Here is a 26,274-nt window from a genome sequence, read left to right as displayed (position 1 = left end):
ATGCCGTCTTTTCCGGCCCGCGTCTGAACCAATCGGCGCGGGCTGCGTTTTCACGTCAGTCATCGACATGGGAGACGATCATGAGTGACAAGAACCTTTCCGACATAGCCTCGAAAATGCGCGATATCGATATCGCCATGTTATCGACCCACACCGATGGCGGTGCCATCGCCGCACGTCCAATGAGCAACAATGGCGAGGTCGATTACGACGGCGATTCCTATTATTTCACCTGGGAAAAGTCGCGGATGGTCGATGATATCAAACGCAACTCCAAAGTGGGTCTGTCCTTCCAGGGGCAGAAGGCCTTCATGGTGGCGGTGGAAGGCGAAGCCGATGTCATCAAGGACAAGGCCATGTTCAAGAAGCATTGGACGCCGGATCTCGATGACTGGTTCAAGGACGGCATCGACACCAAAGGTATGGTTCTGATCAGGATCAGCGCCGTCCGGGCGCATTACTGGGACGGCGAGGATGAGGGTGAAGTCAAGTTGGCGGCCGCCAAACGACGCCATTAGGCGTCCGACGGGTCCCTGCCGCCGCCAGTAGCGCAACCGGCGTTGTGTCGCAGTGACAGCGCGCCGCGGCTGTGGCAATGAGCCGTGATGAAAACCCTGCGGCTTGTCTTGAGAGATAGAGTGTCGGCCAGCGCGATTGCCGTGCTGTTCGCTGCCATGCTGTTGGTCCAGGGGCTTCTCTCCGGTGTTGCCCATGGAACGATGGCCAGCGCTGCCGTCGATCCGTTCAACATCCTTTGCATTGCGCATGAGGACGGGCCGCAGCAGACTTTGCCTGACGGTGGGCCTGCAAAGGCCGCCCATGACCTGTGCGCTACGCTCTGCCAGATAGCGGCTGGCTATACGCCTGCTTTGCCTGGCCGTTCGATCGATATCCTAACGCCTGTTCTTCGTGCGGCGGCCGAAATCTATGTCGTCGCAAAGCCAACTCCGCGTGTTGTTTTACGCAGCTTCCTCGCCGAGGCGAGAGCCCCTCCATCCTCTTCCGCATGACGTCTTGAATCCCGGCCGCGCGTGACGCGGTGGCCGCTATCTAAGCTCATCTGGAGAAACCCATGTCCGATTTCACCATCGGCCGCGTGGACGCTGCTGTTGCGGTGCGTTCGCCGTCCGACCTTTACCGCGCCGTCTGGCGCTGGCATTTCTATGCAGGCCTTCTGGTTCTGCCGTTTCTGATCACGCTGGCAGTCACCGGCGCGCTCTATCTGTTTCGCGACGAGATCGATGGTCTCGTCTATGCCGACCTGAAGCGGGTCGAGGTTCAGGAAAATACCGCCACGGCCGCACCCTCAGTGATGGTCGCGGCGGCGCTGGCCGCCTATCCCGGCACGGCGATCAAATATACCGATCCGCCATCCTCAACCGATTCCGTCGAGATCACCGTCAGCACGCCTGCTGCCGGCCGGATGGCGGTTTACGTCAATCCCTATGACGGAAAGATACTGGGCGCGTTGCCTGATCGCGGCACCATCATGTGGACCATCCGCAGCCTGCACAGCCTGAAATATTTCGGCTCTTTCGCGCGGACGCTGATCGAGATTGCGGCGGGGTGGTCGATACTTCTGGTCGCCACCGGCATCTATCTCTGGTGGCCCCGCACCCAGACAGGCGGGGTTGTGAGCGTACGCGGCACGCCGAAACGGCGGGTATTCTGGCGCGACACCCATGCGGTCAGCGGCATCTTCGTCGGCTTCTTCATTGTCTTTCTCGCCGTGACCGGCATGCCCTGGTCGGGCGTCTGGGGCGAGAAGGTCAACGAATGGGCGAACGGCAACAATTTCGGCTATCCGGCCGGCGTGCGCACAGCCGTGCCGATGTCCGGCGAACATCTTGATCATATCGCCAAGACGACGTGGTCGCTGGAACAGGCACAGGTTCCGCAATCGACAGGACAAGGTGTCGTGCCGATCAGCCTCGATCAGGCCGTCGCCACGTTTGACAGGCTAGGCCTGCATCATGGCTATGCCGTCAACATTCCGGCAAAGCCGCAAGGCGTCTATACCGGCTCCGTCTATCCTGACGATGTTTCGCAGCAGCGCGTCGTGCATCTCGACCAGTATAGCGGCAAGCCGCTGATCGACATGAGCTATGCCGATTACGGCCCGCTCGGCAGGGCGCTGGAGTGGGGCATCAATGTCCATATGGGGCAGGAATTCGGGCTCATCAATCAACTCGTACTACTCGCGGCCTGCATCGCCATCGTGCTGCTTGCGGTTTCGGCCGCTGTCATGTGGTGGAAGCGCCGGCCAAAGGGGTCGCTCGGTGTGCCGCCGATGCCTTCGGACAGAAGGGTGTTTCGCGGCCTGATCGCGCTGCTCGCGATCGGCGGCATTCTCTTTCCGCTGGTGGGAATCTCGCTGGTGGTGATGCTGGTGCTGGACTGGAGCTACCCGCTCTTCCGGCGTGCCATCCGCTTTGCGCCGTAGTAAGAGATTGACTGCAAGCTGAGGACCCCGGCCAAAGGGTTGGCCGGGGTCATGCTATCAGATTTTCTTGGTTTTGGTGAAATCCGAGGCGTCGATGACGCCGTCGCCATTGGTGTCGCGGCGCTTGAACATTGCATCGGCCCGGGCTGTGACTTCAGCAAGGCTGAGCGAGCCGTTCTTGTCGGTATCGGCGCGATCGAAGCCCTTGTGCCGGATGCCGGGCAGCATGGCCGGGCGTGTCTCTTTAAGCTTTTCGATCGCTGCAGTCCTGTCTGCGCCGGTCTTTTCCTTGGCGGCGCGCCATTCCTGGCCGCGCGCCTTGCGCACTGCCTCGATTTCTTCGCGGGTGACCTGGCCGTTGCCGTCGGTATCGAAAGCCTTGAAGGCTTCTGTCATGCGGGCATGAATTTCGTCCGGCGAAACCTTGTTGTCGCCATTGGTATCGAAGCGCTTGATCGTCCATTCGGCCCGCTGCTCCGGCGTCGGCTTTTGCCGGGCGGCGAAGGTGGGGGCAACAAAGCCGGTGAGAGCGAGGCTGGCGGCGACGGCGCCGAGAATCAAAGTGTTCTTTCGCATGTCGAAATCCTTTCAGTGATCATTGACCCTGAGATGAGGATAGACAGGCTGGCCGGGATGGCCAGTTAAAGTTTGGTAATGTAAGTCTTTGACAAGAAAAGGGTTTTTCAGTGTCAAAACTGTGTTCCGGGAGCGATGTCAGCCTTCGGACAACAGCCGGTTGAGGAAGTCCGTCAAGTCTTCTGTGACGTAATCGACCTGCGCTGACCCATCCTCCGTCTTTTCCCAGGATTCAGCGAACTCATATTCGAAATTGCGCGGAACCAGGAGAACCGTCTTCATGCCGAGCGTTTTGGGCACGATCAGGTTGCGCGGCAGGTCTTCGAACATGGCGGCGTGCCTGGTATCGACCCGATGCAGGCTCATGAACTTGTGATAGGTGTCGCCGGCGGGCTTGGGCACATAGTCGGCCGCGACGATATCGAAAATATCGTCGAAATTATCGAGGATACCAAGCGCGCGCGCCGTCATTTCAGCGTGTTTGACGCTACCGTTGGTGAAGATGAACTTGCGTCCCGGCAGCGCCTTGATCGCCTCGCCGAGCGCCGGATCGGCCGGAACGACGGAATAGTCGATCGCATGCGCCTTTTGCAGGAAATCGTTGGGATCGATGCCGTGATGGATCATCAGCCCCTGCAGCGTGGTGCCGTGATCACGGTAATATTCCTTCTGCAGCTTCTTCGCTTCAACCGGGTCCAAGGTCAATAGGGCAGAGACATACGCCGTCATGTTGCGGTCGATCTGCGAGAACAGATTGACGTGATGCGGATAAAGCGTGTTGTCGAGATCGAACACCCAGTCAGTGACATGGGCGAAATCGGCTTGGGTCGGCAGGCGGTCGAGCTGGGTCATCTGCGCGTTATGCCATGGGTCGCGGCGGACGCAAATGGGAAATGTGTCGCTCTGTTCATGCCGCCCGGACGATGACGATGATTTCCTCGGAAACGGCCTCGTCGAACGGTTCCGACAGCCAGCCGCCATAGACGGCTTCTGCCCGCAGGCCGGATGCGGTCAGATGGTCTTCGATCTCGGTTCGCGACAGGAAGAGCAGTTCGCTGGACGAAACGAGCGTACGGCCGGGCAGTTCATAGTGGGTGTCGAATGCAATGCGCCTGTTGGCCATGCGCGAAACCCGGCGCGACTGGCGGATGGAGTGTCCTTCGGCCGCAAGGTCGGCATCGCGGTTCCAGCGGGCGGGCCAGTCGATCGCCGGGTTGCGGCTCTCGAAGGCGATCATGCCGCCCGGCGCAAGGTGCTGGCGTATCGTTGCCAGCACGGCGAGCACGTCGCTGTCGTCGAGAAAGACCTGGAAGGCGTGACCGGTCATGATGATCAAGTCGAACCGTTCCGGCGAGCGGAAATGCTGGGCTGCGGCCTGCACCCAATCGATCCGGTCGCCGTTGGGCTTTTGCCGGGCGATATCGAGCATGGCTCTGGCAGGGTCTACGCCGGTGACCACATGGCCAAGCGCGGCATAGGCGTCGCAGAGCAGCCCGGTCCCGCAGCCGAGATCGAGGACCCGCTGCGGCGCCTTGCCGGCCAGCGCCAGATAGAAATCGCGGTCGAGCGACCAGCCGCTGTCGAGATCGTAAAGCTCCGCCAGCGATGGCTCTTCATAGTGCAGATCTGGCATCCGGCGTCCCTGGTCTGAATTGCGCTGACGCTACCCAACCGCATGCGCCGCGCAAGCGTGGAGGTCCGTGACCTGGCGTTTGTGGCGAAAACGCCAGCGGCCTTGTTGCCTAAAGGCGACAATGGCCCGGTTGCGCGATGCGCGGTGATGGATTCCCGCCGCCGGGCATGCTAGCCCGCAAGGATGCAAACTTGGATCGTCATCACCATCGCGGCTGCCTTCCTGCAGAACATCCGCTCCGCCATGCAAAAACACCTGAAGGGTGTGATGGGTACGACCGGGGCGACCTTCGTGCGCTTCGGTTACGGCGTGCCGTTCGCGCTGGTCTACCTCGCCATTCTCTGGCGCGGGTTCGACCGGCCGCTGCCGGTTCCGGATGCGCATTTCTTCCTGTGGGCTGTGATCGGCGGTCTGTCGCAGATCGCCGCGACCTTCCTGCTCGTGCATCTGTTTTCCTTTCGCAATTTTGCCGTCGGAACCGCCTATTCGCGCACGGAACCGGCACAGGCGGCTTTGTTTGCGCTGATCTTTCTCGGCGAAGCGGCAAGCCGGGGGACGCTGGTTGCGATCGCGATTTCCGTCGTCGGCGTGATGATCATTTCGGTGGCGCGCACGCCGCTCAGCGTCACATCGCTGGTGACGTCGGTGTTTACCCGCACAGCCGGGATCGGCGTTCTGTCCGGCACGTTCTTCGGCCTGTCGGCGGTGTCTTACCGGTCTGCATCGCTGGCGCTGGCGCCTAGCCTGCCCGAGCCGGATTTCGTCATGCAGGCGAGCTTCACGCTCGGTTTCGTCATCCTGCTGCAGACCGTGACGATGCTGGTCTGGATCCTGATCCGCGAGCCGGATGAGTTGAAACGGGTGGTCAAGGCCTGGCGGCCGGGCCTGCTGGTCGGGTTTGCCGGCGCGTCCGCCTCGTTCGGCTGGTTTATGGCGATGACGCTGCAGCAGGCGGCGATCGTCAAGGTGGTGGCGCAGGTGGAAATGCTGTTCACCTTTGCCTCCGCCGTCTTCATCTTCCGCGAGTGGATCAACAAGCTGGAAGTTCTCGGTTGCCTGCTGATCGTGCTCGGCGTGGTGATGCTGCTGGTTCTTTAAAAAATACGCGCCCGATTTTCGGCGGCGCTCAGAATCGTCCGGTGGTAGAAGGGATCATGCTGTTTGATCTGCCCCCTGAAGACACCCTTTACGACGCGCTCCTGGCGCGCAGCACCGACTATGAAGGTTCGGCTTTCGTCTGTGTCAAAACCACCGGCATCTTCTGCCGTCTCTCATGCCCGGCGCGAAAACCCCGGCGTGAGAACACGATTTTCACCGATTCGATCGGCACCTGCCTGGAGGCGGGTTTCCGGCCCTGCCTGCGCTGCCGTCCACTCGAGACGGCGGGTGGCAAGGATGCGATCGTCGACGGCCTGATGCAGACGCTTGACGCCGATCCCGAACGGCGCTGGAGCGAGACCGATCTGATCCGTCGCGGCTATGATCCTTCGACCGTGCGCCGCGCCTTCAAGCGCCATCTCGGCATCACTTTCCTCGATCTCGCCCGGCATCGAAGGCTGGGTGCCGCAGCACGGCATCTCGCAGATGGCGGCCGCGTCATCGATGCCCAGATCGAGGCCGGCTATGAATCGCCAAGCGGCTTTCGTGCCGCCTTCGCGCGGCTGATCGGCGGAGCCCCGGCGATGTCGCAGGGGCGGACGCTGCTTTATGCCGACTGGATGGAAACGCCGCTCGGGCCGATGGTTGCGGTGGCCGACGAGACACGCCTGCATCTCCTGGAGTTTCATGATCGCAAGGGATTGCCGGCCGAGATGGAGAAGCTGAAGCGGAACACGCGCTCGTCCGTGGCGCCCGGAAAGACGCCGCCGATCGCGCAGATCGAGACTGAGCTTTCGGACTATTTCGCCGGCAAGCCGGACGCCTTCAAGACGCCGCTGGCCCTGAACGGAACGGCATTCGAGCGGCAGGTCTGGGCGAAACTGCAGGATATTCCGCCAGGCGAGACACGATCCTATGGTGATATCGCCCGCGACGTGGATACGATGAAAGCGGTCCGGGCCGTTGCCAAGGCCAATGGCGCCAACCAGATTTCGATTGTCATTCCCTGTCATCGCTGCATTGGTACAGATGGCTCGCTGACCGGATATGGCGGCGGCATCTGGCGCAAGCAGTGGCTTTTGCGGCATGAAGGCAGGATGAGGCCAACGGGATTGTTTTCGGAGGAAAGATGATGAACCAGACGGACAAGGCAAAGGCATTCGCCAATCTGCATCGCAAGGGCGATCCGGTGGTGCTCTACAACATCTGGGATGCGGGCACGGCCAAGGCTGTGGCGGCCTCCGGCGCCAAGGCTTTGGCGACCGGAAGCTGGTCGGTGGCCGATGCCAATGGCTACGGCGACGGCCAGCAGATCCCGATGCTGCAACTCGTCGATATCGCCCGCAGCATTGTCGCTGCGACCGACCTGCCGGTGTCGATCGATTTCGAGGGCGGATATGCCGAAGACGCTGGGTCGACCGCTGAAAATGTCGGCCGGGTGATCGATACCGGTGCCGTCGGCATCAACTTCGAGGATCAGGTGGTTGGCGGCAGCGGGCTGCATACGGTCGAAGCGCAGGCGGCGCGGGTGAAGGCGATCCGCACCAAGGCCGACGAAAAGGGCATTCCCTTCTTCATCAATGCCCGCACCGATCTGTTTTTGAAGCTCTCCGATCCTGTCCGGCATGCGCCGCTGGTTGATGAGGCAATCGAACGGGCGGCGGCCTATGCCGAAGCCGGTGCCAGCGGCTTCTTCGTGCCGGGACTGTCGAATCCGGACCTGATAGGCCGTGTCTGCGAGGCCGTGGCGCTGCCGGTAAACATCATGATGCGGCCGGGCATGGAGATAAAGGCGCTGGCGGCGCTGGGTGTCGCGCGGATCAGCTTTGGGCCAGGCCCGTACCGGGCGATGATCGAGTGGCTGAAGGGTGAGGCGACAAAGGTATATCAGCAGGGCTGAGGGCTTGGGTTTCCCACCGCTCGCGCGGGTTAACGATTCTGGAGCGGCAATCTCACTCTCCCGTCATCTTCTCCTCGAGTTTAACCCAAGGACCTGTGGCGGGGATTCAGTAGCGGCGCATCCGCGCCGCTGAAAGATTTTTCACACGACGGATGTCGCGTGGCCGGATTCCTGTGGCAAGTACAGCAGGAATGACGGAGGTAGGAAGATCCGTTACGGCCAGCCTTACGGAACGATTAGCGTTCCCGCACCATGTTCCGTGAAGATTTCGAGCAGAACCGAGTGTGCCGTCTTGCCGTTGAGGATGACGACGCCTTCGACGCCGCGGGAAAGCGCTTCGATGCAGGTTTCGACCTTCGGAATCATGCCGCCGGAAATCGTGCCGTCCTTGATCAGCGCATGCGCTTCGGCGACCGAGAGTTCCTTGATCAGTTCGCCCTTCTTGTCGAGCACGCCCGGAACATCCGTGAGGAACAGCAGGCGCGTGGCGTTCAGCGCGCCGGCAATGGCGCCGGCAAACGTGTCGGCGTTGATGTTGTAGGTGGCGCCGTCGCGGCCGGGAGCGACCGGGGCGATGACCGGGATCATTTCCGAGCGGGCGAGCAGGTCGAGCAGGGTGCGGTCGACTTCGACGATCTCGCCGACAAAGCCGAGATCGAGAACGCGTTCGATATTGCTGTCCGGATCCTTGATGGTCTTCTTGGCCTTCTCGGCAAAGACCATGTTGCCGTCCTTGCCGCACAGGCCGATCGCCCATTCGCCGGTCTGGTTGATCAGCGCGACGATTTCCTTGTTGATCGAGCCGGCCAGAACCATTTCGACGATCTCGACGGTTTTCTGATCGGTGACGCGCAGGCCGCCTTCGAACTTTGATTCGATGCCCATCTTGGTCAGCATCGCGCCGATCTGCGGACCGCCGCCATGAACAACAATCGGGTTGACACCCGACTGCTTCAAAAGCGCGATATCCGCGGCAAAGGCCTTGCCGAGCTCGGCATTGCCCATGGCGTGGCCGCCATATTTTACCACGATCGTTTTGTTCTCGTAGCGCTGCATATAGGGCAGCGCCTTGGCGAGAAGATTTGCCTGGATTTCGCTTTCTGATGCGGACATGGAAATACCTCGAAATTAGCCGGGTGCTGTTTAGCGCAAGTTTCCGGTGGAGGGAATGATCCGTGGCAAAGATAAAGCCGGTGTGACATCAGCCTCTATCACCGTTTTTATCTGCCGCAACTCCCCTTTTTATCCCCGGATTTGTGCCCTATGTTCGCCGCTGACGGACGAGGACCGGAGCATCAATGACCACAGACGACATCTCCACGCTGATCGGCCGGATCTCGCTGAAAGATCGTGCCGCCTTTTCCGCGCTCTACAGGCAGACCAGTCCGAAACTTTTCGCCATTTGCGTCCGTATTTTGAGAGACCGGACGGAAGCGGAAGAAGCCTTGCAGGAAATCTACATCAAGATATGGCAGCGGGCAGACCGTTTTGCCAGCGGCGACACCAATCCGATGTCCTGGCTTTCGGCGATTGCGCGCAATCATGCGATCGATCATCTGCGGGCAAGAAAGCCGGTGGCAAACACGATTGACGAGGCCTATGATCTGGCGGATTCTGCGCCGGACCCGGAAAAAGCTGCCATCAATACGGCAGAGGGCCGCCGGATCGACAATTGCATGAATGAACTCGAGGCAGATCGCGCCGATGCCGTACGCAAGGCCTATGTCGAAGGGTTAAGCTACCAGGAATTGGCCGACCTTTTCGGCACGCCGCTGAACACGATGCGAACATGGCTGCGCCGCAGTCTGTTGAAACTCAGAGAGTGCATGGAGCGATGACCACACAGAATCCCGAAAGCGGAGATTCCCGCCGCGACCAGGTGATTGCGGGCGAGTATGTTCTGGGTGTTCTGTCTGCCGACGACCGCCGCAAGGTCGAGGCGCGCATGGTTCTCGATGGCGCCTTTGCTGCCATGGTCAATCACTGGCAGAGCAATCTCTCCTCTTTCGACGATGCTTACGAGCCGGTCACGCCGCCACCGCAGGTGCTGGTCGCTGTCGAGCGCCGCCTGTTTGCCGCGCAGGCCAAACCGGCTGTTGCTGCCACGGGGGTATGGAATTCTCTGGCCCTGTGGCGCATGCTGACGTTGGCATCGGTGGCGGGTCTCGTGACGGTTGCGACCTTCGCCACGGGTGTCCTGACGCCTGTCAGTCAGACGAAGCCGCTGGTGGCCGAACTGACTGGCGATGCCAGCACGACGATCAATCTTCTGGCGCAATACGACGCCGGCAACGGCGCCCTGAAGATCACGCCGGTGGCGGCAAAGCAGGCCGAGGCCAAATCGCTGGAACTCTGGCTGATCGAAGGCGATAACCCCGCCAAGTCGCTGGGCATCCTGCCGCAGACGGGCGAGGGTGAGATCATCATTCCGCCGGAGCTACGTTCGAAGTTCGGTGCAGGCGTCACGCTCGCCGTCAGTGTCGAGCCTTTCGGCGGCTCGCCGACCGGCACGGCCACCGGCCCGGTCGTTGCCGTCGGCAAGACGCGGCGGCCGTAGCGGCTTATTGTAAGTAATTGGTTACCGAATGGCTGCCCTTGCAAGAGGGCGGCCTTTATTCATTGTGCCGCGCGCGACTTCCGAAGAGGTAAATGAAATCAATTATTTGGATTGTTCATATTTTTCCTGAAACTCTTTCCGGCGACCTTGCGTACCTTGTTCTGTCCTCTGCGCAGAGAACAAGAATTCCAGAAAAAACTTGGGAGAGATCCGCAACGCGGGTCCGCGAGATCAACAGGAAGGAAGAGAAATGTTCAAGTCCATGCTGTGCACGGTCACCGTCGCTTCGATACTGGCCACAGGTTCCTTTGCAGCGCACGCTGAAAATCCGATGGTCGGCGGCGCGCCGATGTATGCCAACAAGAACATCGTCGAAAATGCCGTCAATTCCAAGGATCACACGACGCTGGTCGCCGCCGTCAAGGCTGCCGGCCTCGTCGAAACGCTTGAGGGTAAGGGGCCGTTCACGGTTTTTGCTCCGACCAATGAAGCCTTTGCCGCCCTGCCTAAGGGCACTGTGGAAACCCTTCTGAAGCCCGAAAACAAGGCGATGCTGACCAAGGTTCTGACCTGCCATGTGGTGGCAGCGGATGCAATGTCCAAGGCGATCGCCAAGATGGTCAAGGATGATGGCGGCACCCATGACGTCAAGACGGTTGGCGGCTGCATTCTGAAGGCCAAGGACAAGGGCGGCAAGATCACGCTCACCGATGAAATGGGCGGGGTCGCGCATGTTACCATCGCCGACGTCAAGCAGTCGAACGGTGTCATCCATGTGATCGACAAGGTGCTGCTGCCGAAATCCTGATCCACGCCCTTGTGGCTTGGGAGCCGGATGCATCCTCGATGCATTTTCGGCTCCGGGCCGGAGACCTCTCCGGCCTCAAGGCCACCGGCTCTTCACTCGCCGGTGGCCTTTTTATCTCGTATTCAAGCGATTGCTCACGCGGGATTGATTGGCATTTGTTTTGCCCCCGGGCGAACGCCGCATTAGTTTTCAGGTGTTGCCGGCACCATCAGGCAGACGGGAGATGACCATGACAAGCCGACGCTTTTTTCTTCTTTCCGGGGTAGCCCTTACCGCTGCGGTGGCGTTTCGCGGAGGCAGCCCCGGGGCCATCGCCGCCGAAACGTTCGAAGTGACCAAAACCGATGCCGAATGGAAAGCGATCCTGACCGCCGAGCAATACCAGATCCTGCGGCATGAAGACACCGAACGGCCGTTTACCAGCGCGCTCAACACCGAGAAACGCAAGGGCACGTTTCACTGTGCCGGTTGCGATCTGCCGGTCTATTCGTCGGACGCGAAATACGACAGCGGCACGGGGTGGCCGAGCTTCTGGGAATCGCTGCCGGATGCTGTCGGCAAGCGTGAGGACACGTCGCTGTTCATGACCCGCACCGAATGTCATTGCCGCCGGTGCGGTGGCCATCTCGGGCATATCTTCGATGACGGGCCGCAGCCGACTGGCATGCGCCATTGCATCAACGGGTTCGCAATGACGTTCACGCCAGCATCGGCTGCCTGACCGTTTAAAGGGCTGCTGGAGCCGCAGGCTGGGAATCGGACAGCGCCGCCTGAAGCTTGGCTTCCTGGTCCGGCGACAGCGAGGTCTTCAAGACCTTGCCGCGCAGGCCGTGGAACTCCGCCAGAACCTTTTCAGGCTGTACCTTGCGCACCAGCACGAAAAGCGCCGAGGAATTGTTGGGAATGGTATCGCCGAGCGACTTGATGAAATTGTCATCGATGCCGTAATCGGCCAGCGATCCCGACAGCGCGCCAGTGCCGGCGCCGATCGCGCCGCCGATGGCAAAGCCGGCCAGCGGGTTGAGGAACAGGAGACCGACGAGGCCGCCCCAGAGCGAGCCGCTGAGAAGCCCCGATGTCGCGCCGATGGCCGTCAGGTTCATGCTCTGCTTCAAGTGAACCTTGCCGGTCTCGTCGCGCACCACGACGACGGCATCCTCCAGATCGATCAGATATTCCTTCTTCAGCGTATTCAGCTTCAGAAGCACCTTGTCGGCTTCTTCCGTACTGTCAAAACCCACCACAATCAGATCGGACATGTCGTGTTCTCCTTGAACTCTCAACGCATTGGAGGTCGCCGGAAGGCCGCCCCGCGCTGGGAGATAGAGCACAGTTCATGTCGGGGTAGTGTGACAGATGCAATTAAAGCATGCCGCGCAAAAATGCGCGGCATGCTTTAGCGTGATTGCTGTGCGTCAGGTGGAGATGGCGACCTTGATGGCGGCGCGCAGTTCTTCCATGCCAAGGTTCTTCTCGGACGATGTTGCAAGCACCTCCGGGAACGCCGCAGGCCGCTTCCTGATCTTTTCCAGCGTCTCGGCAATCAGCCGCGGAACCGCCGGGTCCTTGATCTTGTCGGTCTTGGTCAGCACGACCTGGTAGGAGACTGCCGCCTTGTCGAGCAGGCTCAAGACGTCCTCGTCGTTCTTCTTGATGCCATGGCGGCTGTCGATCAGGACGTAAACGCGCTTCAGCGTCGAGCGGCCGCGCAGATAGTCGAAGACCAGCTTGGTCCAGGCATCGACATGCTCTTTCGGCGCCTGGGCGTAACCGTAACCGGGCATGTCGACCAGCGCCATTGGCGGCAGGTCGCCGGGCTGACCGGAATAGCCGTCCGGTACGAAATAGTTGAGTTCCTGGGTACGGCCTGGCGTATTGGATGTGCGGGCAAGCCCCTTCTGGCCGACCAGCCCGTTGATCAGCGACGACTTGCCGACATTGGAGCGGCCGGCAAAGGCGATCTCGAACGGGCCCTCCGGCGGCAGGAACTTCATCGACGGCACACCGCGGATGAATACCCATGGCCGCCCGAAAAGGGGCTTGTCGTCCTGCTGCGTGGCGTCTGTCATGGTATCCTGTCCTTGGCTTTTGTTCAGGACTTCACGGTTTTGCGCCGCCATGTCAAGAAAACTCGCGATTTTCGCCAATTTGGCTCAGGCCATGGTACGCCGCTGCCGCCACATCTCGATGCTGAGATAGGAGAGGAGGGCGATCAGCACGATCGTGCCGCCGAGGATCGTGTTGAGGCTTGGGATCTCGCCGTGGATCAGCGCCACCCAGAGCGGCGCCAGGATCGTCTCGGCGGTGCCGAGCAGGGCCGCGAGCGCCGAGGGGATCAACCGCGCGCCGGTGACGAAGAAGGCGAGGCCAAGGCCGAAGTTGAGCGCGCCGAACGTCACGAGGATGCCGAGCTCCGGCAGCGTGACACTGAGGCCGGACGCCATAATGGCTGCGACCGTTCCGGCGACGATGGTGCCGAAACAGGCAGCCGGTGTCATGCGCACATGGGCATAGCGCCGGGTGATGACGGTGGCGAGCGCGAAGACGAAGGCGATCAGGATGGCCAGCGCATCGCCCACGGGCGAGACCGCGCCGTTCACGGAATCCGAGACCATGATCGCTACGCCGGAAATCACGGCAGCGATGGCAAGCCAGGTCAGCAGCGAGACGCGTTCCCGAAACACGATCCAGCTGATCAGCGCCGCAATCAGCGGCACGCCGGCCTGAATGAGAACGATGTTGGCAACGGTGGTATAGGCAAGCGCCAGGATGAATGAGGTCGAGGCGATGGCAAAACACAGCCCGACCGCGATGCCCGGCAGGCCCATGTTGCGAAACAGCGAGACGGTGCCGCGTGGCCCGTCGCGCAGCAACATGAAGCCGATGAGGAACAGGGCGGCAAACAGCGAGCGCCAGAACACGATGGTCCAGCCATCCTCGATCGACAGGAAGCGCGCCAGCGTGCCGCCGAAACTCCAGACGATGGCCGAGCCGAGCACCAAGGCTGCGCCCTGGGTTGCGCTGTTTTGGCCATCGGTTACGGATTGCGGCAGAGGCTGCGACATGGCGGGAATCCGGTTGCGGTGCTGCAGTGTAGGAGCGAACGGTCCGGCGCGCGCTGGTATCCGCGACAGGGTGCTGTCGCAAACCTTCCTGTGTGCCTTATGTGACGCAACTATTGAATCTCGGCGGCGGTTTTGTCCGGTTCGGGCTTTATCACGGCAAGAATCACACCGCCAATGGCGATGATGGCCGCACCGGCGATCACGCCCGTCGTCGGAATTTCGTTGAAGAACAGGAAGCCGATGACGGCGGCAAAGACCAGCCAAGCATAATCGACCGGACCGACGATCGCCAGTGAGGCAAGCCGGTAGCCGCGGACGACGCAGTATTGTGCCGCCACCGCGATCGGGCCGAGCAGCAGAAACGGGACCATGGAGGAGAGGGACGCTTCCTTCCATGTCCAGAACGCCGGTATCGCCAGGAACAGGATGCCAAAGGCGTTGACATAGAGCAGGACCGTCAGCGGGCGGTCGGCATGGGAGAGGACACGGATCATCAGCCCTTCGATGGCGAGTAACGCGGCACCGAGAACAGCAATAGCTGCGGGGACGAGATAGGCGGGCTCGAACTGGGTGAAGGCGCCGCGTGAAATCATGATGAAACCGGCACCGGCGAAACTGAGGGTGATGCCGACCATATGCTGCTTCGTCACAGTTTCCTTGAGGACGATAACCGCCAGCGGGATGATGAAAACCACGTAGAGAAGACCAAGCGCCGTTGCATCGACAATCGGCATCGCCGCAGAGGCATAAATCAGCGCGAAGCCGCCGGAAACACCGAACGCGGCGCGCATGGCATGGGAAAACGGCCGGGCACTGCGATAGACGCGCAAGCTGTCGCGCTTGAAGGCAACCACAGCCAGAAGCGTTGCCAGGCCGCTGACATAACGCAGGAACTGGATCTGTACGACGGACAGGCTGTCTCCCCCGAATTTGCCAGAGGCAAAAATCAAGGAAAATAATGCCGTTCCGAGTACAACCCAGATCATCGCTTCAGCATTCGAGTTCAGCAGGTTTTTACGCAAGGCCTTAACTTTCAAAGGTTTCTCTTCCAACTCTTGCCAAATGACCCTGCCGCAATGCAAATTCGATTTTTGAGCCCTGGATGAGTAATTTCGATGCAGAACAAGCGGAACGTCTCGCTCAATGCGGTGCGGGTTTTTGTCCTGACGGCCCGCCATCTTAGTATCGTCCAGGCCGCCGCAGAAATCGGCGTTACCCCGAGCGCTGTCAGTCATCAAATCAAGAAGCTGGAGGGTGAGCTGGGCGTGGCGCTGTTCAAGCGGAGCCACAACTTCCTTGACCTGACGGATGCGGGTCGCCGCTTCCATGATGATGCCGCCGCTGCCATTGCTGCGATCGACCGTTCGGCAGAGGCGCTGAGCCGCGACCAGAACGAAATCGTCGTCCGCGTCTCGATTTCGCTTGCCGTTCGCTGGCTGATCCCAGCGCTGGAGCGGTTCAAGGCGATGCATCCGGCCGCCCGTGTGCGTGTCGAGACGAAAACCGGTTCCAGCATCTCTCTCGGGTCCGGCGACCTGGCAATTTCCTATCACCGTGCTGGTACGAACCCTGCAGAAGGGGAGTGGCTTGCCGCCGATATGAGCCGTCCCGTCGCGTCGCCGGCGCTGCTGGCGGCCGTCGGGTATGACGGGACCGGCGATCTTGGAAAGGTGCCAGCCCTTCAATGCTCGGTGGACAATTGGGACTGGGCATTGTGGACCCGCACGCTCGGCCTCGATGGCGGCGCCATACAGATCCAGCATGTGTTCGACACCGACGATACGGCTCTGCATGCAGCCACGGCCGGTCTGGGCATGGTTCTGGCGCCGGCGTTCCTGACGGAGCGCGAGATCCGCTCAGGCGGGCTGGTGGTTTTGCCGGGCTTCGGGCCGGTGGACCTCGGTCATTACCGTGTGGTCTTCCATCGTCATGAAAACCGCATGACGCGGAAATTCCGCAAATGGCTCGGGGAGGAGATGCAGCGCATGGTCTAGCCGTTGCGGTGCAAGTTTTTCGCCAAGAAAAAACCCCGGATCAGCCGATCCGGGGTTTTCGCATTCCTGGTCCCGGTTCCGGCCTATTCGGCCGGTTTCGGTTTCTTTGAGAATAATCCCTTGAGATTGTCGAACAGCTCGATCTTGGCGCCGTGGCGCTTCATGATGAACGCCTGTTGCATGATCGACAGCGTGTTGTTCCAGGCCCAGTAGATGACCAGACCGGCCGGGAAGCTTGCCAGCATGAAGGTGAAGACCAGCGGCATCCAGGTGAACAGCATCGCCTGGGTGGGATCCGGCGGCGTCGGGTTCATACGCATCTGCAGGAACATGGTGATGCCCATGATCAGCGGCCAGACGCCGATGACCAGCGCATGCGGAACCGCGTAAGGCAGAAGGCCGAACAGGTTGAACAGCGAGGTCGGATCCGGCGCGGAAAGATCCTGGATCCAGCCGAAGAACGGCGCGTGGCGCATTTCGATGGTGACGTAGATCACCTTGTAGAGCGCGAAGAACACCGGGATCTGCAACAGGATCGGCCAGCAACCGGCGATCGGGTTGATCTTCTCTTCCTTGTAGAGCTGCATCATGCCCTGCTGCAACGCCATGCGGTCGTCGCCGTGCTTCTTCTTCAGTTCCTCCATCTTCGGCTGAACCTTCTTCATGTTCGCCATCGAAGCGTACTGCTTCGAGGCAAGCGGGAAGAACAGGCCCTTGACGACGATGGTGGTCAGAAGGATCGCAACGCCGAAGTTGCCGAAATAACGGAAGAAGAAATCCATTAACATGAACATCGGCTTGGTGATGAAGTAGAACCAGCCCCAATCGATCAAAAGATCAAACTGTGGAATGTTATAGGCGGCTGCCTTCGATTTGTCAGCGTTCGTCAAACTCGAGAACATTGAGCTGAACCAGCTATCGTCCTTTGAGTAGCTCTGAACAACGGAGACGACTTTGGCGCCGGCAAAGACCAGGGTCTTCAGGTCAGTGGATTGGCCCGGCGCGATGGTGACTGCGTCCTGCTTGTAGTCAGCCTGGAAGCGCGGGCGGCCATCGGTGAAGTGCTCGTACTTGGATTCGTAAGCCAGTGTCTGCGGCGGAACGATGGCGGCAGCCCAGTACTTGTCGGTGATGCCAAGCCAGCCGGTCGTTGCCTTCTCGTGCTTGACCGGAACGTCGTTTTCCACCTTGCTGTAGGCGATTTCGTTCAGGCCATGCTCGCCGATGACGCCGATGAAGCCTTCATGCAGAACGTAGACGCTGGGCGTGGTCGGCTTGTTGAAGCGGGTGACGCGGCCGTAGGTCGACAGCGATACCGGAGCGCCGCTGCCATTGTTGATCGAGTCTACGACCTGGAACATGAAGTGTTCGTCGATCGAGATCGTGCGGGTGAAAACCACGCCCTTCTCGTTGGTATAAGTCAAGACGACAGGGGTTTCGGTCGTCAGCTTGTCGCCGCTTTTGACTGTCCAGATGGTCGATGGGCCGGGAACGGTGCCGGTTGCGTCGTTGCCGATATAGCCGAGTTCGGTAAAGTAACCGTCCGGCGTGTCGGAGGGGCTGAACAGCGTGATCAGCGGGCTCTTGTCGTCGACGGTCTCGTGGTATTCCTTGAGCTTCAGGTCGTCAAAACGTGCGCCGGTGAGGTTGATCGAGCCGATCAGCGCTGCCGTGTCGATGGAAACACGGGCCGATTTGGCGATCGCCTGATCACGGGTTTCAACGGCGCCGGGGACGGCGCCCTGAGCCGGTTGAGCCTGACCGGGAACGGCAGGCGTGCCGGCCGGCTGGGTCTGCTGGGTGAGCTTCTGATGGGCTTCCGCCGCAATCCGTTCTTTCTCTATCTTCGGGTTCACATAGAGAAATTGCCAGGCAATCAGAATGAGCACTGATAGCCCGATCGCCACGAAGTAGTTGCGGTTTTTTTCCATCATTCTTTCCTGGAGCCGGCCTGTTGAGGCCGTGAATATTTCTGCTTGCTTTCGATCCGCTCACAGAGGGTCTTTTCGATCCGCTTGAAGGGTGCGTTCAAAAGGTCGCGTCTGGCGACAATCACATAGTCATGTCCGGGCTTCATTGCAAATCCGGCGGAAAGCCGCACGGCCTCTTTCAGGCGCCGGCGCATCCGGTTGCGTTCGACGGCATTGCCATGCTTCTTGGTGACGGTGAAACCGACACGCGGCCCGGTATCCGGTTCGTTGCGATCAAGAACTTCCAGAAGAAACAACGGACCTTTCCGCTGCTCTCCCTTGCGCACAGCAAGAAACTGCGGCCGGCTTTTCAGCCGCCCGGCAGTTGATTTAGGCTTGGGTGATGTCATTCGCCCGCGCTCCTTCTTGGCGCTGGAGCATCCAGTGTCCCTAGAGACGACTGATGGATGCTCCGGCGCCGTGAAGCCGCGCATGCAGGTTTCGCGAAGGTAAGTGCGCGAAGACGCGGCACGCGCCAGACGGCCTTAAGCCGACAGACGCTTACGGCCACGTGCCCGGCGGGCAACGATAACCTTGCGGCCACCCTTGGTGGCGATACGTGCACGGAAGCCGTGACGGCGCTTGCGAACAAGCTTGGACGGTTGGTAGGTACGCTTCGTCATTTATTTTAATACCGCGGTGTGCGGCCCTTCTTGGGTTTGCTTCTTAGCAAGGGAGCGTTACGTTCCGGGCATGGCATTGCACAGGGCAAGGGGACTTGTCCGGACGTGGGCGGCTTATAAGAGCAAAGAGCCGCGAAAGTCAATTGCCGGGGCGGAAAAGCTGGAATCAGCGCGGGTTTTGCCGTTCTGCTGGATCAGCAGCCGGTTGGGGTGTCCTTGGGTCTATTCAACTTAAAATTGAGTATTGGTGCATAATAATGCAACGGCTTAAACAAAGCCCTAAGACCCGATCAGTAGAATTGTTGAGTGCCGCATGAGGCTTCATTAACCATCGCTGCTTTAGTGTCACGCCTGAGACAAGTACCCGCAAGCTGCGCCTTTCATGGTCTGCTGCCGGTCCCAGGGGAGTGACACGTAAATGAAAATTCGAGGCAAGATCTATCTCATCGTCGGGTTGATGAGCCTGATCACACTGGCTGTGACCGGCATGGCGCTGACAGTGGTCACACAATATAATTCGAGACTCGTCCAGTTCGACAACGCCTCGGATCGCGCGCTGAACGGCGAGCATCTCAACCGACTGGTAACGGCTGTCGTCATGGAAGCGCGCGGTATCTACGCAGCTCCGACGATGGAAAAATCCAAGCCATTCGCTGAAGGCCTGCTGAAAAACCTCGACAAGATCGATGCTCTCCTCACCGAGTGGAAGCCGCTCGTTCCCGCCGAAGAAATTCCAGCCTTCGACGCGGTCGTCAAACGCGCCGCCGAATTCCGCACATTCCGCACGGAAACAGCCCGTCTTAGCCAGGAAGTCTCGCCGCAGGCTGCCAACGAACAGGGCAACAACGAACTTAACCGCGCCAACCGCAAGGCCTTCCAGGCCGAGATCGATGCGCTCGTCGACACCGACCGCGCGGCTCTGGATACGATCGAGAATGAAGTCAACACGATTGAAAGTCGGATGATCCTCATGGTGCTGTTGACGGCGGGCGTTGGCCTGGTCATCGGCGCGGGTACGGCTTTCTACATCGGCACCAAGCAACTGAGCCAGCCGATCCTGCAGTTGACAGGCACGATGAAGCGGCTGGCTGACGGCGATCTCAATGCCAACGTGCCGTTTGCCGGCCGAAAGGACGAAATCGGCGAAATGGCCGGTGCTGTCGAGGTGTTCAAGCGCAATGGCCTGGCCGTGCGCGAACTGAATGCGCAGGAGAGTGCGCTGCGCGAAAAGAGCGCCGATCTGCAGTCGAGCATTGCCGTCGTCGTCACCGCTGCCGCCGCTGGCGACTTTACCCAGCGGATCAGCAAGGATTACGGCAATGCCGACCTCAATCGCTTTGCCGCCAGCCTCAACGAGCTTGTCGATGGTGTGAACAGCGGTGTCAACGAGACCCGCCGCGTTATCGCCAGCCTTTCGGGCGGTGACCTGACGCAGAACATGAACGGCAACTTCCAGGGCGCCTTTGCCGAGTTGCAGCAGAACGTCAACGACACGCTGTCGACCCTGCAGAGCACGCTACGGGAAGTCCGCACCACGACGGACTCGATCAACGGCAATTCCTCGGAACTGCGCTCCGCCGCCGATGACCTGTCGAAGCGCACAGAACAGCAGGCCGCAGCGCTCGAAGAAACATCTGCTGCACTGGAGCAGATCACCGCCGCCGTGCGCAACTCCACCGACCGCGCCCAGGAAGCGACTGTCATGGTCACGGAGGCGAAACAGAGTGCTGCCCAGTCCGGCGAAGTCGTGCGTAAGGCCGTCGATGCGATGGGCCGGATCGAGCAGGCTTCCAGCGAGATCGGCCAGATCACCAACGTGATCGACGAGATCGCCTTCCAGACCAACCTTCTGGCGCTCAACGCCGGTGTCGAGGCTGCGCGTGCCGGTGATGCGGGCAAGGGTTTTGCCGTCGTCGCCCAGGAAGTCCGCGAACTGGCCCAGCGTGCCGCAAGTGCCGCCAAGGACATCAAGGGTCTGATCGCCAAGTCCGGCTCGGAAGTCGCGACCGGCGTCAAGCTGGTGCAGGAAACGGGTGAGGTTCTTGGCAAGATCGAAACGCGGGTGTTGAGCATCAACGATCACATCCATTCGATCGCCACAGCTGCCCGCGAACAGTCGACCGGCCTCGGCGAAGTCAGCACCGCCGTCAACCAGATGGACCAGGTGACCCAGCAGAACGCCGCGATGGTCGAAGAAGCCAATGCCGCCACCCACAAGCTTTCGGCCGAAGCCGACAGCCTGGCGCGGCTGATCTCCCACTTCAAGCTGGACGATAGTGCGCCGTTGCGTGCGGTCGCGGCTCCGGTTCGCGAAAACACCCGGCCGGTCGCATCGCCTGCCCGCAAGATGATGGGTACTGTCGCCCGCGCCTTTGGCGGCGGCTCGGCCAGTGCCGCGGTGGCGAAGGACAATTGGGAAGAATTCTGATCCTTAACAGGATATCGGACGTGAACAGAAATCCCGCGGCGAGCCGGTCTCGCCGCGGGATTTTGCATTCCGATCACGGCGACGTTGTTGAACGCGATCATTCGTTATTGGTCCGGATGGCACTTTCCTTCTAATGCTGGGCGATGGAACAGAATGAGCGCGAAAGGCAGCAGCTGACAGTGGAAGGCGGCCAGGAAACGACAGCAGGGGACAAGGTGCCGGGAGGGCCGCCGCTGGCGCTGCGCATTGCTCCGCTTCTCGTGCTGGCCGCAGGCCTTGCCCTTGCCTATGGGCTGGGGTGGCACCGTTATGTGTCGCTCGGCTGGCTGGCGGATCAGCGCGAGGTGCTGCTCGATATGGTGGCGCGCCATCCGGTGCGGGCAGTGGTGCTGTTCTTCGCGGTCTATGCTGCCGTTGTGGCGTTGTCGGTTCCAGCGGCATCGGTGCTGACGATCTTTGCCGGCTTCCTGTTCGGCTGGCTGGCTGGCGGCATCATCGTCGTCATTGCTGCCACCATCGGTTCCTGTCTTCTGTTTGCCGGTGCACGCACGGTGTTCGGTGATATTCTCCGGCGGCGGGCCGGGCCGTTTCTCAAACGCTTTTCAGCGGGTTTCAGCCGCAATGCCTTCAGCTATCTGCTGGTGCTGCGTCTTGCGCCGATGTTTCCCTTCTTCGTCGTCAATATCGCACCCGCTTTCTTCGCCGTCAGTCTGCGCACCTTTGCGCTGGCCACCGTGGTCGGCATCATTCCGGGCACATTCGCCTACACATGGCTTGGCTGCGGCTTCGAGGAGGCTATCGGCGAGGCGGCGGAACATGGAAGGGCCCTGCGGTTGTCCGATTTCCTGACGCCAAAACTGACCGTCGCCTTCATGGCGCTCGCCGTCATTGCCGCCCTGCCGCTTCTGGTGCAATTTGCTCGCGAAAAACGGCAGGCGGCGGGTGATCGTGGACAAGACTGACGGCGTGGCAACGGTACTTTCTCCCGATATCTGCGTGATCGGTGCCGGTTCGGCGGGGCTTTCCGTTGCCGCAGGTGCGGCCGCCTTCGGTGTGCCCGTCGTGTTGATCGAGCGCGGGCTGATGGGCGGCGAGTGCCTGAACACCGGCTGCGTGCCGTCGAAGGCGCTGATCGCCGCCGCCAAACACGCCCATGCGGTCCGCAAGGCGGCCGAGTTCGGCGTGATCGCCGGTGAGCCGTTGATCGATTTTGAGAAAGTGCGTGCGCATGTCCGTTCGGTGATCGATGCCATCGCGCCGAATGATTCGGCCGAACGGTTCGCCGCCATGGGCGTCACAGTCATCAAGGCCGATGCACAATTCACCGACGGTAATACCGTCATCGCCGGAGACTATACCATCCGCGCCCGCCGTTTCGTCATCGCGACGGGATCCGTGCCGGTCATCCCGCCGGTTCCGGGCCTTGCCGGTATCGATTACCTCACCAGCGAAACGCTGTTTGACCTCGAGAGCCTGCCGCAGCATCTCATCATCATCGGCGCCGGGCCGGTGGGGCTGGAGATGGCGCAGGCGCACCGGCGGCTGGGGGCGAGAGTGACGGTCGTCGATGCGGGCAGGGCGCTGGCCAAGGAGGACCCCGAACTGGCGGGCATCGTGCTTGACGGATTGCGTGGCGAAGGCATCGATATTTTCGAACACAGCCAGGTTTTGTCTGTCGGGAAAACGGCGGCTGGCCTGCATCTCCACTGCGAAACGCCGGCTGGCCCGGTCACCATCGAAGGCAGCGCCCTGCTCGTCGCGGCCGGTAAGCGGGGCAATACGTCGGGGCTGGGCCTCGAGGCTGCCGGTATCGGCGTGTCGGTAACGGGCATTTCTGTTGATCGCAGCCTGCGGACGCAGAACCACAGGGTCTATGCGATCGGCGACGTGGCGGGCGGGCTGCAATTCACCCATGCCGCCAATTACCACGCCTCGCTGGTGCTGCGGGAAATCCTGTTCCGGCTGCCCGCCCGCGAAAACCGTGACATCGTCCCGCGCGCCACCTTCACCGATCCGGAAATCGCCTCTGCCGGGTTGGATGAAGAGCAAGCCCGCAGACGTTACGGCGCCGTCGAGGTTCTTCGCTGGCCCTATGCGGACAATGACCGCGCCCAGGCGGAACGTGCCACCGAGGGCCTGATCAAGATCGTCACGGGCAAGCGCGGAAAGATTCTCGGCGTCGGCATAACCGGGGCCGGAGCGGCCGAAATGATCAACATGTGGAGCCTGCTGATTGCCAACGGCCAGTCGCTGCGTCATGTCCGCAATGCCATCGTCCCCTATCCGGCCATGACGGAGATTGGAAAACGGGCCGTCATCGCCTATTATACGCCCCTGACACGCGCGCCGTTCGTCCGGGCCATCATCCGCCTGCTCAGACGCTTCGGCTGAGACGATGGAATTCGACGACATGACGGCAGAGACGACAGCAACCACGGCCCTTCAAAGGCAGCCGGCCCGCGTTGGCTTTTTCCGCGGCCTTTCCGGCAGGCTTTTGTTTCTGACCGTTGTCTTCGTCATGCTCGCCGAGGTGCTGATCTTCGTGCCGTCCGTTGCCAATATGCGCATCCGCTGGATGGAAGACCGCTTGAACACGGCCGCCGCCGCCGGCGTTGTGGTCGATGGCCTGCAAGACGTGCAGCTGTCGCGGCCTCTGCAGGAAGAAACCCTGATGGCGACGGGAACCAAGGCCATCGTTCTCCGGCGAAAGGACGAATCGCGGCTGATCGCCGCCGTGGACATGCCGCCGGAAATCGATGCCCAGTATGACGTCGCCGCGATGACCCCGATCGCCGCGATCCGCGATGCCTTCGACACGCTGCTGTTCGGCGGCGACAAGGTGGTGCGGATCTATGGGCCGATCGGTGAGAGCAACGCGATCATCGAAGTGGTGATGGAGGATGCCAGCCTGCGCAAGGCGATGCTGGTCTATTCGCGCAACGTCTTCTTCCTGTCGCTGGCCATCTCCCTGTTTACGGCCGCGCTGATCTTTCTTGCCATCAACCGGCTGATGATTGTGCCGATCCGCCGGATGACCACCAACATGCAGGATTTTGCGGCCGCTCCGGCCGATCCGGCCCGCGTCCTGGAACCGGCGCCGGGCCGGGACGAACTCTCGATCGCCGGCCAGCATCTGTCGGCGATGCAGCAGCAATTGCAGAAGACGCTGAAGCAGCAGAAGAACCTGGCCGATCTCGGGCTTGCTGTGTCGAAGATCAATCACGATATGCGTAACATCCTGGCGTCGGCGCAGCTGATCTCGGACCGCCTTGCCGATGTCGACGATCCCATCGTCAAGCGCTTCGCCCCGACGCTGCTGCGCACCATCGACCGGGCCGTCGGTTACACGACCGAAGTTCTGTCCTATGGGCGCACCACCGAGCCGGAACCACACCGGCGTTTCGTCGCGTTGCGGCCGCTGGTAAGCGATGTCGGCGAAATGCTGGCGATAGACCCGAATGCCGGGATCGAGTTCCAGATTCAAATTCCTGACGGCCTGCAGGTTGATGCCGATAGTGAGCAACTGTTTCGCGTTGTCCACAATATCTGCCGCAACGCCGTACAGGCCTTGATGAACGATCATGCCGACAGCGGCGCTGCGCGCCTCATCAGCGTTTCGGCGATGCGCACGGGCAGTGTCGTCAGCATCTCTGTCGATGACACCGGCCCCGGCATGCCGCCCAAGGCGCGCGAAAACCTGTTTACCGCCTTCAGAGGCTCTGCCCGATCCGGTGGCACCGGCCTCGGGCTCGCGATCGCGCGTGAACTGGTGCTCGCGCATGGCGGCACCATCGCGCTGGTGGAAAAATCGACACCGGGAACCCTGTTCAGAATCGAGTTACCCGACCGTCCCGTCCCCCTGGACGCTTTCCGCTCGAAAGCTCGTCACTGATTGCCCAATTTTTTTGAAGCCCTCTCCCACGCGCCCCAAACAGCGCTGTGGAAAGGCTTTGCGGCTGAAATCCATCCACAGTTTCAAGGGTATAAGCGGGTAGTTTCATCAAAAAAGAATTTTTTTGCCGAAATTCGCTTGCATTCCCCGGTGGGACGTTTTAGAGGATCGCCACGCAAGCGGTTGACGCCGCAGCGAAACGCACCCGTAGCTCAGCTGGATAGAGCACCAGACTACGAATCTGGGGGTCAGGAGTTCGAATCTCTTCGGGTGCGCCATTTTTTTACAGAAATATCAACGACAAATGCCACTGATTGCATCGCTTGACGCGATGGCCAAGGTCATAGCAATTTCAACTGCGGTCCCGTGATCTGAACGCTATCGTCCGTGATCTCAGGCGCTGCGCTGATGAGTTTCCGTCGATATGAATTCAGCTCTCTATGATGACGCAACCGAACCGCCGGTGATTACCGAGTGGCGGGGTCCATTTGAGAACGGCGAAGTCAACTTGCTGCATGCGGAGTGCTTCGAGCATCGTTTGTTCGAGGATGATTGGTGGACTCAGGTCAATCACTTCAGCTTGGGCTGGGTCTGTTTGCGGCGATCAGGGAAGCTCATCGGGTTCGTCAACGTCGCCTGGGATGGAGGCGTCCATGCCTTCGTTCTGGACACGATGATAGCAGCTACATCGAGGCGGCGGGGTCTTGCGACAGAGTTGATAAAAGAAGCGACTGAACGCGCGCGGGAAGCCGGTTGCGAGTGGCTTCATGTCGATTTCGATCCCGACCTCCGCCCGTTCTATTTCGACGCTTGCGGTTTTACCCAAACGGATGCGGGATTGATCCCGCTCAAGTAACAGCGGCGCAGCCGCTGTTTGCCGCCACGCCCGCTTGGCCGATCATGCGGGGTTATTTCTTCTGCCGCAGAGCTTCGATCAGGGTGCGGGTTTTTCCTGTCGCGTAGGTGATGTCTTCGCGGTCGAGATGCACGGTAATCTCGACGTCTTTCCAGCCGGCGCCGTTTTCGCGGGCAAAGATTACGGCTGCTTCCAGCGACGGAAAGACTGAGGCCGCAGCGCCGGCAATCAAGAACTGTACCGTGCACTCCGCGTCCGAATAGTTGGTAAGTGCCTTGATGGGATCAAACGCCATGGTGTTCTCCGGTGTCGTTGCTGACCGGGCGATCATACGTTCCGGCAGGGCCGCTATAGCCGGAAAAAACTGTTTCGTCTCTGGTGCGATTGCCAAAACCTGATTGGGAGAACTCCAATCAGCATAAGCGTGCCGC

28 protein-coding genes and 1 tRNA gene are annotated in these 26,274 nt (G+C 60.6%); 17 read left to right on the top strand and 12 right to left on the bottom strand.

Going from position 1 to position 26,274, the window contains the following annotated elements:
- Positions 1 to 80: 80 nt before the first annotated feature.
- The 3 genes from ASD36_RS05150 (at position 81) to ASD36_RS05140 (ending at position 2,443) form a co-directional block, all read left to right on the top strand.
- A complete protein-coding gene (locus tag ASD36_RS05150; protein WP_060500751.1) occupies positions 81 to 518 on the top strand; it encodes a pyridoxamine 5'-phosphate oxidase family protein in 438 nt (145 codons plus the stop codon).
- Positions 519 to 605: 87 nt separating this feature from the next.
- Positions 606 to 1,010 (top strand): hypothetical protein, encoded by a 405-nt coding sequence (locus ASD36_RS05145; protein ID WP_156393807.1) that lies wholly within the window; start codon positions 606 to 608, stop codon positions 1,008 to 1,010.
- 62 nt (positions 1,011 to 1,072) lie between these two features.
- A complete protein-coding gene (locus ASD36_RS05140; RefSeq protein WP_060500747.1) occupies positions 1,073 to 2,443 on the top strand; it encodes a PepSY domain-containing protein in 1,371 nt (456 codons plus the stop codon).
- Between the two features lie 57 nt (positions 2,444 to 2,500).
- Here the strand turns inward: ASD36_RS05140 and ASD36_RS05135 are convergent, their stop codons facing one another.
- From ASD36_RS05135 to ASD36_RS05125, 3 genes are all read right to left on the bottom strand, one after another.
- Positions 2,501 to 3,019 carry an EF-hand domain-containing protein gene (locus ASD36_RS05135; protein ID WP_060500745.1) on the bottom strand — a complete coding sequence of 173 codons (519 nt, stop codon included), beginning with the start codon at positions 3,017 to 3,019 and terminating at the stop codon, positions 2,501 to 2,503.
- Between the two features lie 138 nt (positions 3,020 to 3,157).
- Positions 3,158 to 3,871, bottom strand: a complete 714-nt coding sequence (locus ASD36_RS05130; RefSeq protein WP_112834485.1) for a pyrimidine 5'-nucleotidase — start codon at positions 3,869 to 3,871, stop codon at positions 3,158 to 3,160.
- 55 nt (positions 3,872 to 3,926) lie between these two features.
- A complete protein-coding gene (locus ASD36_RS05125; protein ID WP_060500743.1) occupies positions 3,927 to 4,652 on the bottom strand; it encodes a class I SAM-dependent methyltransferase in 726 nt (241 codons plus the stop codon).
- A gap of 183 nt (positions 4,653 to 4,835) precedes the next feature.
- On the opposite strand from ASD36_RS05125, the gene ASD36_RS05120 reads away from it, so the two are divergent.
- The 3 genes from ASD36_RS05120 to ASD36_RS05110 are packed head-to-tail and all read left to right on the top strand — an operon-like array spanning position 4,836 to position 7,650.
- Positions 4,836 to 5,750, top strand: a complete 915-nt coding sequence (locus ASD36_RS05120; protein WP_060500741.1) for an EamA family transporter — start codon at positions 4,836 to 4,838, stop codon at positions 5,748 to 5,750.
- A 56-nt stretch (positions 5,751 to 5,806) separates the two neighbouring features.
- Positions 5,807 to 6,883: a trifunctional transcriptional activator/DNA repair protein Ada/methylated-DNA--[protein]-cysteine S-methyltransferase gene (locus ASD36_RS05115; protein WP_060500739.1), complete on the top strand. Its 1,077-nt coding sequence runs from the start codon at positions 5,807 to 5,809 to the stop codon at positions 6,881 to 6,883.
- Positions 6,883 to 7,650: an isocitrate lyase/phosphoenolpyruvate mutase family protein gene (locus ASD36_RS05110; RefSeq protein ID WP_060500737.1), complete on the top strand. Its 768-nt coding sequence runs from the start codon at positions 6,883 to 6,885 to the stop codon at positions 7,648 to 7,650. The genes ASD36_RS05115 and ASD36_RS05110 overlap by 1 nt, the downstream gene beginning before the upstream one ends.
- Positions 7,651 to 7,875: 225 nt before the next feature.
- Here the strand turns inward: ASD36_RS05110 and argB are convergent, their stop codons facing one another.
- Entirely contained in the window at positions 7,876 to 8,763 is an 888-nt protein-coding gene (gene argB, locus ASD36_RS05105; RefSeq protein WP_060500735.1) for an acetylglutamate kinase, read from the bottom strand.
- A 185-nt stretch (positions 8,764 to 8,948) separates the two neighbouring features.
- On the opposite strand from argB, the gene ASD36_RS05100 reads away from it, so the two are divergent.
- From ASD36_RS05100 to msrB, 4 genes are all read left to right on the top strand, one after another.
- Positions 8,949 to 9,488, top strand: a complete 540-nt coding sequence (locus ASD36_RS05100) for a sigma-70 family RNA polymerase sigma factor (protein ID WP_060500733.1) — start codon at positions 8,949 to 8,951, stop codon at positions 9,486 to 9,488.
- Positions 9,485 to 10,207: an anti-sigma factor gene (locus ASD36_RS05095; RefSeq protein ID WP_060500731.1), complete on the top strand. Its 723-nt coding sequence runs from the start codon at positions 9,485 to 9,487 to the stop codon at positions 10,205 to 10,207. Before ASD36_RS05100 ends, ASD36_RS05095 begins: the two co-directional genes overlap by 4 nt.
- Before the next feature lie 250 nt (positions 10,208 to 10,457).
- On the top strand, positions 10,458 to 11,015 hold the full coding sequence (locus tag ASD36_RS05090) for a fasciclin domain-containing protein (protein ID WP_060508764.1): 558 nt from the start codon (positions 10,458 to 10,460) through the stop codon (positions 11,013 to 11,015).
- 229 nt (positions 11,016 to 11,244) lie between these two features.
- Positions 11,245 to 11,736 carry a peptide-methionine (R)-S-oxide reductase MsrB gene (gene msrB, locus ASD36_RS05085; RefSeq protein WP_060501390.1) on the top strand — a complete coding sequence of 164 codons (492 nt, stop codon included), beginning with the start codon at positions 11,245 to 11,247 and terminating at the stop codon, positions 11,734 to 11,736.
- A gap of 4 nt (positions 11,737 to 11,740) precedes the next feature.
- Here the strand turns inward: msrB and ASD36_RS05080 are convergent, their stop codons facing one another.
- From ASD36_RS05080 to ASD36_RS05065, 4 genes are all read right to left on the bottom strand, one after another.
- Positions 11,741 to 12,274, bottom strand: a complete 534-nt coding sequence (locus ASD36_RS05080; RefSeq protein ID WP_060500727.1) for a DUF1269 domain-containing protein — start codon at positions 12,272 to 12,274, stop codon at positions 11,741 to 11,743.
- A gap of 156 nt (positions 12,275 to 12,430) precedes the next feature.
- On the bottom strand, positions 12,431 to 13,084 hold the full coding sequence (yihA, locus tag ASD36_RS05075; protein ID WP_060501388.1) for a ribosome biogenesis GTP-binding protein YihA/YsxC: 654 nt from the start codon (positions 13,082 to 13,084) through the stop codon (positions 12,431 to 12,433).
- Positions 13,085 to 13,168: 84 nt separating this feature from the next.
- Positions 13,169 to 14,080, bottom strand: a complete 912-nt coding sequence (locus ASD36_RS05070; protein WP_082511897.1) for a DMT family transporter — start codon at positions 14,078 to 14,080, stop codon at positions 13,169 to 13,171.
- Positions 14,081 to 14,190: 110 nt separating this feature from the next.
- Positions 14,191 to 15,117 carry a DMT family transporter gene (locus tag ASD36_RS05065; RefSeq protein WP_060500725.1) on the bottom strand — a complete coding sequence of 309 codons (927 nt, stop codon included), beginning with the start codon at positions 15,115 to 15,117 and terminating at the stop codon, positions 14,191 to 14,193.
- Between the two features lie 78 nt (positions 15,118 to 15,195).
- Here ASD36_RS05065 and ASD36_RS05060 point away from each other — a divergent pair, with 78 nt between their 5' ends.
- Entirely contained in the window at positions 15,196 to 16,074 is an 879-nt protein-coding gene (locus tag ASD36_RS05060) for a LysR substrate-binding domain-containing protein (RefSeq protein WP_060500723.1), read from the top strand.
- A gap of 83 nt (positions 16,075 to 16,157) precedes the next feature.
- Here ASD36_RS05060 and yidC read toward each other — a convergent pair whose 3' ends face one another.
- The 3 genes from yidC to rpmH all read right to left on the bottom strand — a co-directional run bounded on the left by yidC (position 16,158) and on the right by rpmH (position 18,667).
- Positions 16,158 to 18,005, bottom strand: coding sequence for a membrane protein insertase YidC (yidC, locus tag ASD36_RS05055; protein ID WP_060500721.1), 1,848 nt, complete (start codon positions 18,003 to 18,005; stop codon positions 16,158 to 16,160).
- Entirely contained in the window at positions 18,005 to 18,394 is a 390-nt protein-coding gene (gene rnpA, locus ASD36_RS05050; RefSeq protein ID WP_060500720.1) for a ribonuclease P protein component, read from the bottom strand. The genes yidC and rnpA overlap by 1 nt, the downstream gene beginning before the upstream one ends.
- Before the next feature lie 135 nt (positions 18,395 to 18,529).
- Complete coding sequence (gene rpmH, locus ASD36_RS05045; RefSeq protein WP_037104763.1) at positions 18,530 to 18,667, bottom strand: 50S ribosomal protein L34; 138 nt, start codon at positions 18,665 to 18,667, stop codon at positions 18,530 to 18,532.
- 418 nt (positions 18,668 to 19,085) lie between these two features.
- On the opposite strand from rpmH, the gene ASD36_RS05040 reads away from it, so the two are divergent.
- The 6 genes from ASD36_RS05040 (at position 19,086) to ASD36_RS05015 (ending at position 25,843) form a co-directional block, all read left to right on the top strand.
- A complete protein-coding gene (locus ASD36_RS05040; protein WP_060500716.1) occupies positions 19,086 to 21,095 on the top strand; it encodes a methyl-accepting chemotaxis protein in 2,010 nt (669 codons plus the stop codon).
- A 143-nt stretch (positions 21,096 to 21,238) separates the two neighbouring features.
- Positions 21,239 to 22,057, top strand: a complete 819-nt coding sequence (locus ASD36_RS05035) for a TVP38/TMEM64 family protein (RefSeq protein WP_082511894.1) — start codon at positions 21,239 to 21,241, stop codon at positions 22,055 to 22,057.
- Between the two features lie 4 nt (positions 22,058 to 22,061).
- Positions 22,062 to 23,486, top strand: a complete 1,425-nt coding sequence (locus ASD36_RS05030) for an FAD-dependent oxidoreductase (RefSeq protein ID WP_060501383.1) — start codon at positions 22,062 to 22,064, stop codon at positions 23,484 to 23,486.
- A gap of 19 nt (positions 23,487 to 23,505) precedes the next feature.
- The gene (locus ASD36_RS05025) at positions 23,506 to 24,987 is read left to right on the top strand and encodes a HAMP domain-containing sensor histidine kinase (RefSeq protein WP_060501380.1); all 1,482 of its coding nucleotides are present in this window, start codon (positions 23,506 to 23,508) and stop codon (positions 24,985 to 24,987) included.
- Positions 24,988 to 25,188: 201 nt separating this feature from the next.
- A tRNA-Arg gene (locus ASD36_RS05020) sits at positions 25,189 to 25,265 on the top strand.
- Positions 25,266 to 25,411: 146 nt separating this feature from the next.
- Positions 25,412 to 25,843, top strand: a complete 432-nt coding sequence (locus tag ASD36_RS05015) for a GNAT family N-acetyltransferase (protein WP_060500715.1) — start codon at positions 25,412 to 25,414, stop codon at positions 25,841 to 25,843.
- A 52-nt stretch (positions 25,844 to 25,895) separates the two neighbouring features.
- Here ASD36_RS05015 and ASD36_RS05010 read toward each other — a convergent pair whose 3' ends face one another.
- Complete coding sequence (locus ASD36_RS05010) at positions 25,896 to 26,138, bottom strand: hypothetical protein (protein WP_060501378.1); 243 nt, start codon at positions 26,136 to 26,138, stop codon at positions 25,896 to 25,898.
- Between the last annotated feature and the right edge of the window lie 136 nt (positions 26,139 to 26,274).

This window comes from Rhizobium sp. Root1334, from assembly GCF_001426665.1.
Classification (GTDB): Bacteria; Pseudomonadota; Alphaproteobacteria; order Rhizobiales; family Rhizobiaceae; genus Pararhizobium.
The sequence above is the reverse complement of the archived record's forward strand: the minus strand, read 5'-3'. Positions and strand labels throughout refer to the sequence as shown.

Coding starts and splice junctions, on each gene's coding strand:
- rnpA (WP_060500720.1), bottom strand. CDS start 18,394: ATGACATCACCCAAGCCTAAATCAACTGCCGGGCGGCTGAAAAGCCGG.
- ASD36_RS05035 (WP_082511894.1), top strand. CDS start 21,239: ATGGAACAGAATGAGCGCGAAAGGCAGCAGCTGACAGTGGAAGGCGGC.
- ASD36_RS05110 (WP_060500737.1), top strand. CDS start 6,883: ATGAACCAGACGGACAAGGCAAAGGCATTCGCCAATCTGCATCGCAAG.
- ASD36_RS05150 (WP_060500751.1), top strand. CDS start 81: ATGAGTGACAAGAACCTTTCCGACATAGCCTCGAAAATGCGCGATATC.
- ASD36_RS05090 (WP_060508764.1), top strand. CDS start 10,458: ATGTTCAAGTCCATGCTGTGCACGGTCACCGTCGCTTCGATACTGGCC.
- ASD36_RS05080 (WP_060500727.1), bottom strand. CDS start 12,274: ATGTCCGATCTGATTGTGGTGGGTTTTGACAGTACGGAAGAAGCCGAC.
- ASD36_RS05010 (WP_060501378.1), bottom strand. CDS start 26,138: ATGGCGTTTGATCCCATCAAGGCACTTACCAACTATTCGGACGCGGAG.
- yihA (WP_060501388.1), bottom strand. CDS start 13,084: ATGACAGACGCCACGCAGCAGGACGACAAGCCCCTTTTCGGGCGGCCA.
- ASD36_RS05120 (WP_060500741.1), top strand. CDS start 4,836: ATGCAAACTTGGATCGTCATCACCATCGCGGCTGCCTTCCTGCAGAAC.
- msrB (WP_060501390.1), top strand. CDS start 11,245: ATGACAAGCCGACGCTTTTTTCTTCTTTCCGGGGTAGCCCTTACCGCT.
- ASD36_RS05135 (WP_060500745.1), bottom strand. CDS start 3,019: ATGCGAAAGAACACTTTGATTCTCGGCGCCGTCGCCGCCAGCCTCGCT.
- ASD36_RS05070 (WP_082511897.1), bottom strand. CDS start 14,080: ATGTCGCAGCCTCTGCCGCAATCCGTAACCGATGGCCAAAACAGCGCA.
- ASD36_RS05095 (WP_060500731.1), top strand. CDS start 9,485: ATGACCACACAGAATCCCGAAAGCGGAGATTCCCGCCGCGACCAGGTG.
- ASD36_RS05125 (WP_060500743.1), bottom strand. CDS start 4,652: ATGCCAGATCTGCACTATGAAGAGCCATCGCTGGCGGAGCTTTACGAT.
- ASD36_RS05115 (WP_060500739.1), top strand. CDS start 5,807: ATGCTGTTTGATCTGCCCCCTGAAGACACCCTTTACGACGCGCTCCTG.
- ASD36_RS05100 (WP_060500733.1), top strand. CDS start 8,949: ATGACCACAGACGACATCTCCACGCTGATCGGCCGGATCTCGCTGAAA.
- ASD36_RS05040 (WP_060500716.1), top strand. CDS start 19,086: ATGAAAATTCGAGGCAAGATCTATCTCATCGTCGGGTTGATGAGCCTG.
- ASD36_RS05140 (WP_060500747.1), top strand. CDS start 1,073: ATGTCCGATTTCACCATCGGCCGCGTGGACGCTGCTGTTGCGGTGCGT.
- ASD36_RS05015 (WP_060500715.1), top strand. CDS start 25,412: ATGAATTCAGCTCTCTATGATGACGCAACCGAACCGCCGGTGATTACC.
- argB (WP_060500735.1), bottom strand. CDS start 8,763: ATGTCCGCATCAGAAAGCGAAATCCAGGCAAATCTTCTCGCCAAGGCG.
- rpmH (WP_037104763.1), bottom strand. CDS start 18,667: ATGACGAAGCGTACCTACCAACCGTCCAAGCTTGTTCGCAAGCGCCGT.
- yidC (WP_060500721.1), bottom strand. CDS start 18,005: ATGGAAAAAAACCGCAACTACTTCGTGGCGATCGGGCTATCAGTGCTC.
- ASD36_RS05060 (WP_060500723.1), top strand. CDS start 15,196: ATGCAGAACAAGCGGAACGTCTCGCTCAATGCGGTGCGGGTTTTTGTC.
- ASD36_RS05145 (WP_156393807.1), top strand. CDS start 606: ATGAAAACCCTGCGGCTTGTCTTGAGAGATAGAGTGTCGGCCAGCGCG.
- ASD36_RS05025 (WP_060501380.1), top strand. CDS start 23,506: ATGACGGCAGAGACGACAGCAACCACGGCCCTTCAAAGGCAGCCGGCC.
- ASD36_RS05130 (WP_112834485.1), bottom strand. CDS start 3,871: ATGACCCAGCTCGACCGCCTGCCGACCCAAGCCGATTTCGCCCATGTC.